This window comes from Leisingera sp. McT4-56 (assembly GCF_020514995.1).
GTDB lineage: Bacteria > Pseudomonadota > Alphaproteobacteria > Rhodobacterales > Rhodobacteraceae > Leisingera > Leisingera aquaemixtae_A.
In genome coordinates, this window is sequence record NZ_JAJALF010000011.1 from 117,564 (window position 1) to 133,070 (window position 15,507).

9 protein-coding genes and 1 pseudogene are annotated in these 15,507 nt (G+C 63.5%); 5 read left to right on the forward strand and 5 right to left on the reverse strand.

The window, feature by feature from the left end; genetic code table 11:
- Positions 1 to 16 precede the first annotated feature (16 nt).
- From LHL23_RS13950 to LHL23_RS13960, 3 genes are read right to left on the reverse strand one after another with little or no spacing between them, the layout of a single operon-like run.
- Entirely contained in the window at positions 17 to 1,531 is a 1,515-nt protein-coding gene (locus LHL23_RS13950) for a SpoVR family protein (RefSeq protein ID WP_222480015.1), read from the reverse strand.
- A complete protein-coding gene (locus LHL23_RS13955) occupies positions 1,518 to 2,855 on the reverse strand; it encodes a YeaH/YhbH family protein (protein WP_222480017.1) in 1,338 nt (445 codons plus the stop codon). The genes LHL23_RS13950 and LHL23_RS13955 overlap by 14 nt, the downstream gene beginning before the upstream one ends.
- 18 nt (positions 2,856 to 2,873) lie before the next feature.
- Entirely contained in the window at positions 2,874 to 4,808 is a 1,935-nt protein-coding gene (locus LHL23_RS13960; protein ID WP_222480019.1) for a PrkA family serine protein kinase, read from the reverse strand.
- 735 nt (positions 4,809 to 5,543) lie between these two features.
- Between LHL23_RS13960 and LHL23_RS13965 the strand changes: the two genes are divergently transcribed.
- The 4 genes from LHL23_RS13965 (at position 5,544) to LHL23_RS13980 (ending at position 12,979) form a co-directional block, all read left to right on the forward strand.
- On the forward strand, positions 5,544 to 8,123 hold the full coding sequence (locus tag LHL23_RS13965; RefSeq protein WP_226430310.1) for an Ig-like domain-containing protein: 2,580 nt from the start codon (positions 5,544 to 5,546) through the stop codon (positions 8,121 to 8,123).
- Positions 8,124 to 8,196: 73 nt separating this feature from the next.
- The gene (locus tag LHL23_RS13970) at positions 8,197 to 9,477 is read left to right on the forward strand and encodes a TolC family protein (RefSeq protein WP_226430311.1); all 1,281 of its coding nucleotides are present in this window, start codon (positions 8,197 to 8,199) and stop codon (positions 9,475 to 9,477) included.
- A 104-nt stretch (positions 9,478 to 9,581) separates the two neighbouring features.
- Positions 9,582 to 11,804, forward strand: coding sequence for a type I secretion system permease/ATPase (locus LHL23_RS13975; protein ID WP_413229476.1), 2,223 nt, complete (start codon positions 9,582 to 9,584; stop codon positions 11,802 to 11,804).
- Entirely contained in the window at positions 11,801 to 12,979 is a 1,179-nt protein-coding gene (locus tag LHL23_RS13980; protein ID WP_226430313.1) for an HlyD family type I secretion periplasmic adaptor subunit, read from the forward strand. The genes LHL23_RS13975 and LHL23_RS13980 overlap by 4 nt, the downstream gene beginning before the upstream one ends.
- A gap of 62 nt (positions 12,980 to 13,041) precedes the next feature.
- On the opposite strand, the gene LHL23_RS13985 is transcribed toward LHL23_RS13980, so the two are convergent.
- Both LHL23_RS13985 and LHL23_RS13990 read right to left on the reverse strand, forming a co-directional pair.
- The gene (locus LHL23_RS13985) at positions 13,042 to 13,755 is read right to left on the reverse strand and encodes a trypsin-like serine peptidase (protein ID WP_226430314.1); all 714 of its coding nucleotides are present in this window, start codon (positions 13,753 to 13,755) and stop codon (positions 13,042 to 13,044) included.
- Between the two features lie 34 nt (positions 13,756 to 13,789).
- Entirely contained in the window at positions 13,790 to 14,119 is a 330-nt protein-coding gene (locus tag LHL23_RS13990) for a hypothetical protein (protein ID WP_226430315.1), read from the reverse strand.
- A gap of 216 nt (positions 14,120 to 14,335) precedes the next feature.
- On the opposite strand from LHL23_RS13990, the pseudogene LHL23_RS13995 reads away from it, so the two are divergent.
- Positions 14,336 to 15,507 (forward strand): annotated as a pseudogene (locus tag LHL23_RS13995) (cache domain-containing protein); the annotation flags it as partial.

The window sequence follows — 15,507 nt, forward strand, 5'->3', positions numbered from 1 at the left end:
GGGGGCCGCCCTGCAATCAGTTTTCGGTGGTTGCCTCAACCGCGTCCAGGCTGACGTCATAGCCCCAGAGTCGGCGCAGGTGCTTCAGCACCTCATCCTGATCCTCTTCGTCCAGGTGGATGCCGTCGCGCACGGTATGGGTCAGCTTCAGCTCCCGGTCGCCGCGCAGGTCGGCATCGGTGACCTGGATGTCCGGCTCCAGATAGGCCAGGTCATACTGTTTCGCCAGATCGCGGCGGATCGCCTTGTAGCCGGCCCGGTTGTGAATCTGGCTGACCACCAGGTTGGGCAGCTCCGCGTCGTTGGTCAGGGTGAACAGCTTGAACTTGCGGATCAGGTTCGGCGACAGGAACTGCTGGATGAAGCTTTCGTCCCGGTAGTTCGCCCAGGCGTCCCGCAGCACCCCGCGCCAGTCCGGATTGCCGGCGAAATCCGGGAACCATTCGCGGTCCTCGTCGGTGGGATCCTGGCAGATGCGGCGGATGTCCTGCATCATCGCAAAGCCCAGCGCATAGGGGTTGATGCCGGAATAGCGCGGATCGTCATACTCCGGCTGCATTACCACGTTGGTATGACTGTGCAGCATCTCCATATAGGCGCCCTGGGTGATCTGGCCCTGCTCATGAAGCTTGTTGATGATGTAATAGTGCACGAAGGTCGCGCAGCCCTCGTTCATTACCTTGGTCTGTTTCTGCGGGTACAGGTACTGCGCCAGCATCCGCACGATGCGCAGGATCTCGCATTGCCAGGGCTCCAGCACCGGGCTGTGCTTTTCCAGGAAGTACAGGATGTTCTCCTGCGGCAGGTTCATCAGCTTGCGGCGCGCGCTGTAGTCGGCGTCCTCGACCAGCTGCAGCTTGTCCCGGCCAAGGGTCGTGTCGGTCCAGATATCCAGCACGCTCTGGCTGCCTTCGTAGCCCTCGCGCACCTTCTGCATCGCCACCAGCTCCTCGTTGGTGGGTTTGGGCGGGCGGCCGTAGCGGAACACGCCCTGGGACTGCAGCGCATGGGCGGCGTCCAGAACCTCTTCCACGGCCATCGGGCCATAGCGTTCCTCGCAGGCGGCGATGTAGTTCTTGGCGAACGCCAGGTAGTCGTGAATGCCCGCGGCATCGGTCCATTGCTGGAACAGGTAGTTGTTCTTGAAGAAATGATTGTGCCCGAAGGCAGCATGCGCCATCACCAGCGTCTGCATCGCCATGGTGTTTTCTTCCATGTTGTAGCTGATGCAGGGGTTCGAATTGATCACGATCTCATAGGCCAGCCCCTGGCGGCCGGTGCGGTAAAGCGCCTCGTCGCGGGCAAAGTGCTTGCCGAAGGACCAGTGCTGATACATCAGCGGCAGGCCGACGCAGGAATAGGCGTCCAGCATCTGCTCGGCTGAAATGATCTCGATCTGATTGGGATAAACGTCCAGCCCAAGGTCTTCGAGCGCGATCTCCTCGATCGCGTCGCGCGCCTTTTCCATCAGCTCGAAGGTCCATTCCGGCCCGTCGAACAGCGGCTCGCGCGCCGTTTCAGCTGCCTGCATACTGCGCCCCTTTCACCTTGGGGAGGAAGAACTCCCGGAAAATCGGATAGATGTGGCCCGGCTGCGAAACCCGCTGCATCTCGAAATGCTGCGCCTGCGCCTTCACCTCGCGGTAGTTCTGCCACAGGTCTTCGCCTGCTTCGGGGTTGTTCAGCAGCATCTCCGCCGCCTCATCGACGATTTCCACATAGGCATAAAACTGGCTGACCGGCAGCAGGTCGTTCAGCAAGAGGTTCTTGCAGCGCACCGAGTCATTGCCGAAGTTTTCGCCGTCCGAGGCCTGGGCGCCGTAGATGTTCCACTCATCCGGCGGATAGCGCTCGTCGATGATCTCCTTCATCTTCTCCAGCGCGGTAGAGACGATGGTGCCGCCGGTTTCGCGGGCGTAGAAGAAAGTCTCTTCATCCACTTCCTGAGCGTGGTGGGTATGGCGCACGAACACCAGCTCAGTGTGCTCATAGCAGCGTTCCAGGAACAGGTGCAGCAGCAGGAAGAACCGCTTGGCCAGATCCTTCTCGCGCTCCTGCATGGAGCCGGACACATCCATCAGGCAGAACACCACGGCGCGGGAATTGCGGATCTTTTCCGGCACGAAGGTGTCGTAGCGCAGGTCCAGCGGGTCGATGTAGCCGACCACCTTGCGCTTGCGCAGGACGCCTTCGAGCTTCTTACGCAGCGTCTCCAGAAATTCCTCCTGCGGCGGGGTGCGTTCGTCCAGCGCCTCCAGCTCGGCAATCTGCTCTTCCAGATCGCGCTGGGACTTGGTGGTGGGGCGCTGCAATGCGATGCGGCGGCCCAGCGAGTTGCGCATGGTGCGCACCAGGTTGAGGTTGTTCGGCGTGCCCGCGGTGGTCAGGCCCGCGCGGCGGGTGCCGATGGTTTCGGTTTCCACCGTGGCCTTCTCCACCAGGTCCGGCAGCTCCAGCCCTTCGAACAGGATTTCCAGATACTCCTCCTGGGTCAGGGTGAAGGAAAACTCATCCTCCCCCTCGCCGTCCTCGGAGGCCTTGCGGCCGCCCTGCCCGGCGCCGCCCTGCGGCCGTTTGATGGTGTCGCCGACGACAAATTCCTTGTTGCCCGGCAGCACATGGCGCCGCAGCCCGCCCTTGGAGGAATGGAAGAACCGCGGCTCCTTCAGCCCCCGTGTCGGGATCGTCACCTTTTCGCCTTCGTCCGGGACGCCGCCGCCGCCTTGGATCGACTTCCCCCGGACCGACTGATCGACGCGCTCCTTAATATTCTCCCGGGCCCGCCGCAGGAACCGCTGGCGGTTCCCGAGGCTCTTGCCCTTTGGATTGGCGCGCCTGTCGATGAAATGATGCATGTTGCACAGCGCTCCTCTTTAGCCCGCCTTGTTGACCCGCATGTACCATTCGACCAGGCGCCGTACCTGGCGGTCGGTATAGCCGTGGCCGCGCATCCGCTCGACGAACTCCTGGTGCTTGCTTTCGGTCTTGCTGTCCTTCTTGGACCCGAAGGAGATCACCGGCAGCAGTTCCTCGACCTGGCTGAACATGTGCTTTTCGATCACATCGCGCAGCTTCTCATAAGAGCTCCAGGCCGGGTTCGATCCGGTATTGGCACGGTGGCGCAGCGCGAATTTGACCACCTCATTGCGGAAGTCCTTGGGATTGGCGATGCCGACCGGCTTCTCGATCTTGGAAAGCTCCGCATCCAGAACCTCGCGGTTGTAGAGCTGGCCGGTGTCAGGATCCTTGTAATCCTGCTCCTCGATCCAGGCATCGGCATAGGAGATGTAGCGGTCGAACACGTTCTGGCCGTATTCGGTATAGCTTTCGAGGTACGCCTTCTGGATCTCGTTGCCGATGAACTCCTCGTAGCGCGGCGCCAGTTCGGTCTTGATGAATTCCAGGTACTTCTGTTCCGTCTCCTGCGGGAACTGCTCGCGCTTGATCATCTGCTCCAGCACATACATCAGATGCACCGGGTCTGCCGCCACCTCGTTGGTGTCGAAGTTGAAGGTGGTGGAGAGCACCTTGAAGGCAAAGCGGGTGGAAATGCCGTTCATGCCCTCATCGACGCCGGCGCGGTCCTGGTATTCCTGCACCGTCTTGGCCTTGGGATCGGTGTCCTTGAGGCTTTCGCCGTCATAGACCCGCATCTTGGAATAGAGGTTCGAGTTCTCATGCGGCTTCAGGCGCGTCAGCACCGAGAAGCGGCTGAGGATCTTCAGCGTTTCCGGCGCGCAGGGCGCATTGCGCAGCTCGCTGTTCTCGATCAGTTTCTGGTAGATCGAGGTCTCATCCGAGACGCGCAGGCAGTAGGGCACCTTGACGATCGACACCCGGTCGATAAAGGCCTCGTTGTTCTTGTTGTTCTTGAAGGATTGCCATTCGCTTTCGTTAGAATGGGCCAGGATCAGGCCGCTGAAGGGGATGGCGCCGAAGCTTTCGGTGCCCATGTAATTGCCTTCCTGGGTCGCTGTCAGCAGCGGGTGCAGCATCTTGATCGGCGCCTTGAACATCTCGACGAATTCGAGGATGCCCTGGGTCGACCGGTTCAGGCCGCCGGAGAAGCTGTAGGCGTCCGGATTGTCCTGGCTGAAGTGCTCCAGCTGGCGGATGTCGACCTTGCCGACCAGGGTGGAGATATCCTGGTTGTTTTCATCCCCCGGCTCTACCTTGGCGACACAGATCCGGCGCAGCCGCGACGGATAGAGGCGGACGACGGAAAACTTGTTGATATCACCATCGAATTCATCCAGCCGCTGCACCGCCCAAGGCGACATCAGCCCCGGCAGCCGGTGCTGGGCAATGCCGTATTCCTCCTCCAGCACCTTGCCCATGCGGACCGGATCAAACAGGCCCAGCGGGCTTTCGAAGATCGGGGAAATCTGGTTGCCGGCCTTCAGCACGTAGATCGGCTGATCCTCCATCAGGCGCTTCAGCCGTTCCGCCAGAGAGGATTTGCCGCCGCCCACCGGCCCCAGCAAGTAGAGGATCTGCTTGCGTTCTTCCAGGCCCTGCGCGGCGTGGCGGAAGTATCCGACGATCCGCTCGATCGTGTCTTCCATGCCGTAGAAATCGTGGAAGGCGCTGTAGCGCTTGATCGTGCGGTTCTGAAAGATCGGCCCCAGGCGGGAGTCCTTGGACGTGTCCACCAGCTCTTCCTGGCCAATTGCCTTCAGCATCCTCTCGGCAACGTTCGCGTACAGGCTTGGATCGTCACGGCAGGTGTTCAAATACTCCTGCAGCGGCATTTCCTGCTCGCGCGTTTCGCCGTACTGCTCTGCAAAAAGTTCGGCAATGTCTTTCATCTTGGATCAAGCCTCCTGGTTAACTGGCGCCGTTCCTCCTGGCGTTTATTAGTTCGCGCACGGACAGAGAGTGCCCAGCACGTGGGCATGGATGTCCGCGTCAGTGTTGAGTTCTGATTTCTGCTCGGCGCCGTTACTGGCGGTGTTACGTCCGGCTGGCCGCTCTTGGCGGCGGCCTGCGCCCGGAAACCAGGGCTATCGGCGTCGTGTTACTTACTCTCGAGCTTACACCAATTACGAACTTCTTACTATCTGAAAGTGGTGTACTTTTAATTAATTGCCAGAAACTTTTGCGGGAAATTTACATCACATCGCAGCGATCTGCCCTGCCGCGCCGCCCTTCTGCATCGCGGCATTTCAAGCACTTGCGTGCAAACCGCCCTGCGCGGCACGAGGGCCGGCTGCGCTGTGACCAAAGGCGGCGGCACAGCCGGAGCCCCAAAGCTTCACACTGTCGGCCGCCGGGCAGTCCGGACGCTTGAGAGCCCCGCCCCACGGGGAGCGCGGCGTCACAGGGCCGTGAAAAAACATCGATTTTCTGCGGCAGTGAGGACACGGTTGACAGGAAAATCAGCCGGAATGCGCCCCCCGCACACTGGACAGGACTGAAAAAATTGTCACATTGTGGCCTCAAAATGGCCGCAAAAGACGGCCGCTGGGCGAACACACAGGCAACTAAACCGCGCGGCGCGCTCCCATTCCGGGCGCGGCGCGCATAGATGGGCGGTAAGTTTTATGAGCACGGTCGCATTTATCACCCGCGATATGGCGGGCACCACACAGCATGGCAATTTTGCGGAAGGCACGCCGGCGCGCATCGACGCAAACCAGGCTAAGGACATCTCGCTGAACCTCCGGCCTGCAGATGTCGAAAGCTATTCCCGGCAGGGCAATGACCTTCACATCACGCTGGCGAACGGCCAGGAACTGGTGCTTGACAACTACTACGCCTTTGGAACGACCGGCGGCAAGAACCTGTTCCTGAGCGAGGACGGCCAGTTCATCGAAGTGGTGCTGGAAGACAAATCCGGCGGCATGCTGTTTGCCACGTATGAGCCGCTCGACCTGTCCGGAAAATGGAGTGCCTACGACGAGATGGTGTTCCTGGACGTCGACCGGATCGAACCGGTTGTGGCGCCGCTGGCGGCACCGCTGTTCGGCGGGCTGGGTGCGGCCGGGGCCGCTGCCGGCGTTGTTGGCGCGGCAGCCCTTGCCACCGGCGGCGATGACGATGGCGATGGCGGCGGGGACGGCGGCGGTGGTGGAGGCGGTGGCGGTGGCGGCCGCAACGGCAACACTTACGTCACCATCGACAGCGGCCAGGCCGGCGGAGACGACACGATCAGCGCAGCCGAAGCGGCGGCCGGGGTGACCCTGACAGGCACCGCCGAGCCGGGGGCCACCGTGGAAGTGACTTTTCAGGGCGTGACCCGCACCGTGACGGCGGCTGATGACGGGACATGGAGCGCGGACTTCGCGTCTTCGGAAATCACCGGCGGCGAATATGACGCGTCGGTCAGCGCCACCTCGACGGACACCTCCGGTAACACCGCAACCGCCACCTCCACCATCCGCATCGATACCGAAACCACGGTTGCGATTGATGCCAATCAGGCCGGCGGCGACGACATGATCAACGCTGCGGAGGCCGCCGATGGCGTAACCCTGACCGGCACCGCTGAAGCCGGCGCAACCGTGGATGTGACCTTCCAGGGGGTGACCCGGACGGTGACGGCCAGCGATGAAGGCATTTGGAGCGCCGATTTTGTGGCATCGGAAATCCTGTCCGGCGAATACGACGCAGAGGTCACCGCCACCGCGACGGATGCTTTTGGAAACACGGAAACCGCCACCAGCACGATCCGCGTCGACACAATCAACTCGGTTGCCATCGACGCTGGCCAGGCCGGCGGCGATGACCTCGTGAACAATGCCGAGGCTTCCGCCGGGGTGACCCTGACCGGCACCGGCGAGCCGGGCGCATCGGTCAGCGTGACCGTTGAGGGTGTCACCCGCAACACTACGGTGCAGTCCGACGGCACCTGGGCTGCCGAATTCGAAGCGGGCTCTCTGCCTGCCGGCGAGTACGACACCACGGTCAGCGTGACCTCGACCGACGCGGCGGGCAACACCGCTTCGGCAACTGCAGACCTGCGCGTGGACACCCTGGTCGATCCGCTTACCGTGGAGACCGCCAGCGTCGAAGGCGACGGCATCGTCAACCACAGCGAACGCAGCGACGGGGTGACCCTGACCGGCACCGTGGAACCTGGCTCCACCGTCGCCGTGCAGCTGGGCAGCGCGGTCGAAACTGCAACCGTGGATGCCGCCGGCAACTGGAGCGTGGACTTCGCCGCCTCTGACATCCCAGAAGGCAGCTATGAAGCAGACGTCACCGTCACCGCCACGGACGCTGCCGGCAACACAGCGCAAATCACCGACACCCTGACCATCGACACCGAAGTTGTGCCGTTTGACGCTGACAGCGTGACCGATGACGACATCGTCAACATCGCAGAGCGCAACGCCGGACTGACACTGACCGGCACCGTCGAACCCGGCTCCACTGTCGAAGTCACCATCGAAGGCGTGACCCGCTCCGCCACCGTCGACTCCGCCGGCAACTGGAGCGCCGAATTCGACGCCAGCGACCTGCCGGACGGCACCTACACCAGCCAGGCGGAAATCACCGCCACCGACGCCGCCGGCAACACCGAGACCCTGACGGAAACCTTCGAGGTCGACACCGACTATGATGCGCCCAATGTCGGCAACATCATCGACACAGGGGCTGGCGTCACCGGCTTCTTCAGCACCGACTACGAAGACGGCGACACCGCGCATGAGCTGACCAGCGGCGGAGCCGTGGAGGATGTTACCGGCTTTGAGACAGACCTTGGCGGCGGCACCACCCTGTTCACCTTCGACGAAACGGTGCCGGACGGCTCCAACCTGGTGGTCAACCGCGTCGATGAAGCCGGCAACAGTTCCGGCACGATGGTGGTGTTTGAGGATGGCGCCGATGCCACTGTTCTGGACCATTCCGGCCTATCGCAGTTCAACATCGACGAGCTGAACCTGGTCCATGCGGACAACGTCGACCTGACGCTGACCGAAGCAGACATCAACGCGCTGTCTGGCAATTCCGACACTTTGACCGTGCATGGCGGGGCGGATGATACGCTGACCATTTCCGGCGCGGTTGCCGGCGGCAGCCAGACTATCGATGGCGAGACATACGATGTCTATACAATCGGCGATGACGGCACCACGGTTCTTGTCGATGAAGATATCAACGTCAACACCGTGATCTGATCTCCTGGCCCGGCGGCCGCCGCTGCCGGGCCCAATACATCAAAAGCCTGGAACAAAAGGGCAAAAGGGCAGGATGCAACCGGGACGCTTTCTTTGCGCCATCGCAGCGATGTGCAGCCTTTCGGCCTGCGCACCAGCCCCCTTTGGCGATGCGGAAGGCAGCGGGCCGCGCAGCAATTTCGCGCAAACGGGCGAAGCCTCATCCGAGGTGATCAGCGCCCTGATGGAGCGCCGCTCGCTGCTGGCGGAGGACAGCGCCTACGGGCAGGTCGCCGCGGCAGCGATCGCCGCCTCCTCGCGTGCAGCCGAGGCAGAGCTGATCAGCGCCAAGCTGCGGGCTGAGGCCGCCTCCAAAAACTGGTTTCCGACGCTGGGGCCTTCGGTCAGCCTGACCGACCTGGGCGATTTGGTTGCCGGGCTGCTGATCGAGCAGGTGCTGTTCGACAACGGCCGCCGCAAGGCGGAACGCGAATTTGCCGCCGCCGATGTGGAGGTCGCCGCAGTCAGCCTGTCGCAGGACATGAACGGCCGGGTGGAAACCGCCGTCGGGTTGTATGCCGCTGCCCTGCGCGGCGATGAGAAGGCCGCCTACGGCGACCGCGCCCTGCGCCGGATGCAGGAGTTCCGCCGCATTGTGCAGGGCCGCGTCGATGGCGGCGTCTCCGACCGCGCCGACCTGAACGTGGTGGACAGCAAGATCAGCGGCATCCGCACCGCCGCTGCCACCGCCCGGGACGCAGCAACCACTGCCCGCGCCGAATTGCAGGCGATGACGGGGCAGTCGTTTGACCGTAAACCCTCGCATCTTGGCATCGGCATACCGCCGGAGCAGGTTCAGTTCCTGTCGGTGCTCAAAGCCGGAGCCGAGGCAGAGCGCACCATTGCCCAGGCCAAGTCAGGCCGCGCCGGGCTGCTGCCGCAGATTTCCGCCGCAGGCAATGTCACCACGGACGGCTCCGGCGCCGGGGTGACCCTGGGCACCGGCCAGCCGCTGGGGCTCGGCACCCCCGCCGCGATCCAGGCGCTTGAGGCCTCCAAAGAGGCCGCGAAGCGGCAGGTGGGCGAAGCCGAGGAAGCCGCCCGCCGTGCCTACAGCCGCCAGGTGCAGCAGATCGCCTCCTATCAGCGGCAGGAGGGTGAGACCGCCGCGCTGATGCGCCGCAGCCGCGAGACTTATGAGCTGTTTCAGAAACAGTTCGAGGCGGGCCAGCGCCCGGTGATGGAAGTGATCCAGGTCTATGAAGAGCTGGTGCGCCGCGAGCAGGCCTATATCGACGCAAAATACGAGGTGGTGCTGATCCAGCTGGCGCTGGCGCGCGACCTGGGGCTTCTGGCTGATGGGGACAAGATTTGACCGACACCACGCAAAAGCCCCCCCGCCCCCTGCCCGCCGCCAGCAAGAAGCCGGTGCTGCGGGCGGTTCCGGCGTCCGGTCCGCAGGTCGCCCCGCAAGGTTTGATGCAGCCTGCCAACACCCCAGCCCCGGCGCCCGGCCCCAACACCCGGCTGAAACCCAAGACTGACAACCGGCCCAAGCCGCAGGACGCGCAGCCCGAAGTCGGCTCGCTGCTGGAAGGCGCCGCTGCCCGCATCCAGCACCGCGCCAGCCTGATCGCCACCCTGGCCGCCCTGAAGGGCAGCGAGGTGCCGGTCAGCGACGTGGCCGCCTTTTTGTGGAAGGAAACGCCAGGCGATCTGTCCCTGCACACGCTGGCCAAGGCGGTGCAGTCCGCCGGGCTGCAGCCCAAGATCCTGGAAAAGCAGCACCTTGCCCCTGCGCTCTGGCCTGCGCTGGCGATCATGTCCGGCGGCCAGTGCGTGCTGGTGCTGAGCCAGGCCGATGATGCGCTGACGATCTATGACACCTCCTGCCCGGACAACCGCACCGAGGTGCCGCTGGACGAGTTCAGCCCCTATTTCACCGGCACCGTGCTGTCGGCCCGCCCGTCGCTCAAGCAAATGGCGGCCAAGCACACGCCGCAGATCGACCCCGGCCACTGGTTCTGGAGCGAGTTTCCCAAGTACCGCCGCCAGGTGGGCGAGATCATGCTGGGCTCGCTGGTGGCCAACATCCTGGCGGTGTCGGTCGCGCTGTTCTCGCTGCAGGTCTACGACCGGGTGGTGCCGCACCAGTCGCACGCCACCCTGTGGGTGCTCGCTGTCGGTGCTTTCCTGGCAATTGCGCTGGAGGCGATGCTGAAACTGGCCCGTGCGCGGCTGACCGATGCGGCCGGCCGCCAGATCGAACTGTCGGTGCAGCACAACCTGATGCGCCGCCTGATCGGCATGCGCTCAGACAAAAAGCCGCTGCCGCCCTCCGGCCTGTTTGCGGCAATGCGCGATTTCGGTTCAGTGCGGGAGTTTTTCACCTCCTCCACCATCTCGACGCTGGCGGACATCCCCTTTATCGCGGTGTTCCTGCTGCTGGTCGCCTCCATCGCCGGGCCGGTTGTCTGGGTGATCATCGCAGGCGGCGTCCTGATGCTGCTGCCTGCCTATTTCATGCAGAAGAAGATGATCGCCTATACCCGGCAAACGCAGGGCGCAAACGCCAAGGCGGGGCGGCTGCTGCATGAGGTGGTGACGGAACTGGACACCGTGAAGACCCAGCGCGGCGAGGAGCGGGTGCTGCGGCTGTGGGATGAGCTGAACACGCTGTCGTCGCATTCCGCGACAGAGCAGCGCAAGCTGTCCAGCGCCCTCACCTACTGGTCGCAAGGGGTGCAGCAGGCCACCTATATCACCGCTGTGGTGCTGGGCACGCTGTTGGTGTTTGCCGGCGAGTTCACCGTCGGCACCATCATCGCTACTGGCATCCTGACCAGCCGCACGCTGGCGCCGCTGACACAGTTTGCCGCAACCCTGGCGCGCTGGAGCAACGTCAAGGCGGCGCTGGAGGGGTTGGACGCCATCGCCCAGGCGCCGCAAGAGAAAGAGAAAGAACGCACCTACCTGCGCCGCCAGAAGATCGAGGGCCGGTTCGAGTTGCGCGAGATCCTGTTCCGCTATGAGGACGACGCGGCCCCGACGCTGGACGTGCAGGCGGTGGCGGTCACGCCGGGCCAGCGGGTTGCGGTGCTCGGCGTCAACGGCTCCGGCAAATCCACATTGCTCAAGCTCCTGTCCGGCCTCTATGCCCCCGACCGGGGCCGCATCCTGCTGGACGGCACCGACATGGCGCAGATCGACCCGCGCGACCTGCGGGCAAACATCGGCTACCTCAGCCAGGACGTGCGGCTGTTTGCCGGCACCCTGCGCGACAACCTGAACCTCAACCAGCTGGAGCGCGACGACGACCGGCTGATGGAGGCGCTGGAGTTTGCAGGTCTCGGCGCCCATGTGCGCAGCCACCACAAGGGTCTGGACCTGGAGATCAGCGACGGCGGCCATGGCCTCTCGATCGGGCAGCGGCAGTCGATCGGCTGGGCCCGGCTGTGGCTGCAGAACCCCTCTGTCGTGCTGCTGGATGAACCCACCGCGGCGCTGGACCAGACGCTGGAGCGCACCCTGGTCAGCCGCCTGGAGAGCTGGCTGGAGGGCCGCACCGCGGTAATCGCCACCCACCGGATGCCGATCCTGTCGCTGACCAACCGCACCCTGATCCTGCAATCGGGCCGGATGGTGGTGGACGGCCCGCGCGACCAGGTTCTGGCGCATCTGGCTGCAGGAGAGGGCAAATGAGCATGGCGCTGCACGATCCCTACGGCGATGCGCAGACGCCGCGCAGCGCCAGCCGTATCATCTATCTGGCGCTGGCCGCGGTGCTCACCTTCCTGATCTGGGCCGCCTTTGCCTCCATCGACGAGATTGTGCGCGGCGAGGGCCAGGTGGTCTCCTCCTCGCGCGCGCAGATCGTGCAGAACCTGGAGGGCGGCATCCTGGCGGAGCTGCATGTACGCCAGGGCGACATCGTGACTGCGGGCCAGGTGCTGGCCAAGCTGCAAGACACCAAGTTCCGCACCGCTGCCGATGAGCTGCAAAACCAGATCGACGCGCTGGAGATCAGGCGCCACCGGCTGGAGGCGCAGATGAAGGGCGCCTTTGAATTCTCCGTGCCGGAGATGCTGGCGCAGCGCTCCCCCGGCATTCTGGCCTCGGAAAGGGGTCTTCTGATCGCGCGCCAGACCGATTTCAGCAGCCGCCGCGACAGCGCCCGGCAGATCCTGGACCAGCTGAACGCCGAACTGGCCAATATGGAGCGCCTCTACAAGCAAAAGATCGTGGCGCTGATCGAGGTAAACAAGGCGCGCAAGGCAGCCACCGATGCCCGCGCCAAATACAACGAAATCGGCACCCAGGCGGAACTGGAACAGGCTGAGGAATACGCCCAGACCCTGCGGGAGATCACCACCCTGCGGCAGGAGCAGCGGCTGGCGGTGGACCAGCTGAACCGCACCATCATCACCTCCCCGATGGCGGGGATCGTGAACAGCCTGGCGGTGACCACCATCGGCGGCGTGATCCGCCCCGGCGAGGAGATCCTGGAAATCATCCCGCTGGGCGAAGAACTTTTTGTCGAGGCGCGGGTGAAGCCCGAGGACATTGCCAGCGTGCAGCCCGGCCAGGACGCCACCATCAAGCTGTCGGCCTATGACTACACCATCTACGGCTCGCTGCGCGGCAAGGTGGATTTTGTATCTGCAGACACGTTCGAGGACGAGCGCAACCCGCGCGCCGAACCCTATTACCGGGTGACAGTGCGGGTCGACAAATCGGGTTTCACCGAGCGCCAGCAATCGATCGAGATCCGCCCCGGCATGCGGGCCGCGGCAGAGCTGCAGACCGGCGCCAAGACCGTGCTGCAGTACTTGCTGAAACCGCTCTACAAATCCCGCGAGGCGCTGCGCGAGCCCTGAATCGGAAACGGCCTGCGCCTTGCGGAGGCAGGCCTAAACAGCTCTGCGGATGCTTCCAGCTGTCAGCCTGCCCGCTGCACCAAGTCCCGCAGCGTCGCGTCCAGCGCTGTTCCGATCGACACCTTGCGGTGGCCAACCGCTGCCTTTGCCGACATCACCGAAACCAGGCGCGGCGGCTGCCCTGGCCGCATTTCCAGCACCGGCGAGCCGGAAGCGCCGAAGTCCACCAGGCAGGACATCACCAGTGTCCGGCTTTTGCGCGCGAGCACGCTGCAGGAGCGCTCCAGGCTGACGCGCGTGGCGTGGTGCTGGGTGTAGGACACCACCCCCAGGGTATCGCCGCGCGCTGCGCCGACCGAGGTCGCCAGCGGCTGGACCCGGCTGGCACTGATGGGCCGGTCCAGCTTCAGCACCGCAAGATCGCTGCCGACCTGGTGCGTGCCTGCCGGGCGGTAGCGGTACTGCGGATGCATCACCGCCCTGGAGACCTGCCGCAGCGCCGCGGCCCGGCGCCCGGACAACCCCGCTTCGAACCAGATCGACGCCGGGTCAACCCGCCTGCCGGTCTTGGGGTCGAACAGGCAATGCGCCGCCGTGAGCACCAGGTCCGGCGCGATAAGAGCGCCGGTGCACATGTTCTTGTTGGCGATGTTCAACCGTCCGACGGCTTGCCACCACTCCACCGGCTTGGCGCCCGGCCGCGCATTATCCGCAGCAGCGGCCCCCGGCATGCCAAGGGACAGGCATGCCGCTATCGCAGCAATAAGAAGTCTCATAATCCACTCCAGCTTCCCACAGAGGCATCGTCAGTCAGGCGTGCGGCTGGAATGTGGCCCAATGTTGCCAGGCCAGGTCGGTTTCATGGACAGAATGCGGCAGCGTTAACAATTCCCTAACCCCCCGGTTATTGATGCTTAACCATGGCAAAAAACACCGCCGCCTGGCCAGAAAAAGTAAACAGACCGTAAATACTTTTTCCAAACGCAGAACAATAAAAGGAAATTTCGAAACCGCTCCGGGCACTGCCCGGCGGCGGCCGCCGCCGAGAAGACCGATTCGAAAGCAGGAAACTCTCAAATGGTTAACGCCGCCTGCCCGCAGCAATGCGGCCCCGGCCTGCTGGAAGCCGGCCGATGGCACTCCTGCGCGCCATGTTCGTTAACACCGCTGCTTCAGAGCAAGGGGGGAGGCCAGCTGAAATCTCGCCACAGGCGCCCCGCGAAAAGTACCGTAATGAAAAATTTTTACGTTCAGGCGCAGTTTGTTAACGGATCAACAAACAATCTGGGGCTGTATCTGGATCAGTCCAAGATTCCCTCGGCGTGAAACTCTGAGGCGTGTTCCGGAGGTTTGAATATGAAGATGTTCCGTTCCCTGAAACTTGCGCACAAGCTGCCATTGCTTGTCGTGGGCAGTGTCCTCACACTCACCGTCGTGCTGATCGCCTTCAGCAGCACCTATTTCCGGCGCAGCGTGCTTCATGATGCCGAGCTGGTGCTGCAGTCCCTGGTGCGGGACCGCGAGGCGGCTCTGCATGCCTACCTGGAATCCATTGAAGCTGCGGTGCTTACAGTCGCCTCTGTTCCTTCCACTGCCAAGGCGATGAAGGATATGGCGGTGACCTGGAGCAGCCGCGGGGGCAACGGGCAGGAGAATGTCGGCAACCTGTCGATGTTCGCTTCCGCAGCTTCCCCCTACGATATTCATTTCGAGCGCAACCATCCGGCCTTCGAAAAAATGATGGAGAGGCTGGGCTACTACGACATTTTCCTGATCAGCCCGGACGGCGAAGTAATCTTTTCGGTTACCAAGGAAGCCGACTATGCCACCAATCTGACATCCGGCCCCTACCAGGACACTGGCCTGGCCCAGGCTTTCCGGCTGGCGGCTGAGGGTGAGAAGGAACAAGTCTATTTCTCCGACATCGCCCCCTATGCGCCCAGTGCGGATGCGCCTGCAGCCTTTGCCGCGACCCGCATCCGGGACAGCGGCGGGCGCTACATTGGCGTTTTTGCGATGCAGGCTGCAATTGACGAGATCGCTGCGATCACCTCCGCTTCTGGCGGTGATCTTAAAACGCTCAACGTCTACCTGACTGGCCCCGACTTCAAGGCGCGGACCGCATCACGTCTGGAAGGCGGGCACGGCCTGCTCGAACAGCTGGAGCCGCTGCCCCATATTAGGGACGCGATCGCGGCCTCTGCCGCTTCCGCGGAAACGGGCACCAGCGAAACAACGGCCTTTTACCCGTCGGTGACAAAGGCTGACGGGCAGACCGTGGCCGCAATTGCCGGGCCTGTCGCGTTCCGTAACCTGCAATGGGCGCTGGCGGCGGAGATTGACCGGGCGGAAATCCTGGCGCCTGCGGCAGCGCAGCGGCAGATCATGATCCTGATCTCGCTTGCCTGTGCGGCGCTCGTGTCCCTGGCCGGCTGGCTGTTCGCGCGGTCTGTGACCAAACCGATCGACCGGATCTGCGCCGACATGGAGGCGGTGTCCTCCGGCGAGCTGGACATTGAGGTCGCGGC

Bases quoted from the DNA above. Each gene is read 5' to 3' on its own strand.
- LHL23_RS13950 (WP_222480015.1), bottom strand. From the start codon at position 1,531: ATGCAGGCAGCTGAAACGGCGCGCGAGCCGCTGTTCGACGGGCCGGAA.
- LHL23_RS13955 (WP_222480017.1), bottom strand. From the start codon at position 2,855: ATGCATCATTTCATCGACAGGCGCGCCAATCCAAAGGGCAAGAGCCTC.
- LHL23_RS13975 (WP_413229476.1), top strand. From the start codon at position 9,582: ATGCAGCCTGCCAACACCCCAGCCCCGGCGCCCGGCCCCAACACCCGG.
- LHL23_RS13985 (WP_226430314.1), bottom strand. From the start codon at position 13,755: ATGAGACTTCTTATTGCTGCGATAGCGGCATGCCTGTCCCTTGGCATG.
- LHL23_RS13960 (WP_222480019.1), bottom strand. From the start codon at position 4,808: ATGAAAGACATTGCCGAACTTTTTGCAGAGCAGTACGGCGAAACGCGC.
- LHL23_RS13965 (WP_226430310.1), top strand. From the start codon at position 5,544: ATGAGCACGGTCGCATTTATCACCCGCGATATGGCGGGCACCACACAG.
- LHL23_RS13970 (WP_226430311.1), top strand. From the start codon at position 8,197: ATGCAACCGGGACGCTTTCTTTGCGCCATCGCAGCGATGTGCAGCCTT.
- LHL23_RS13980 (WP_226430313.1), top strand. From the start codon at position 11,801: ATGAGCATGGCGCTGCACGATCCCTACGGCGATGCGCAGACGCCGCGC.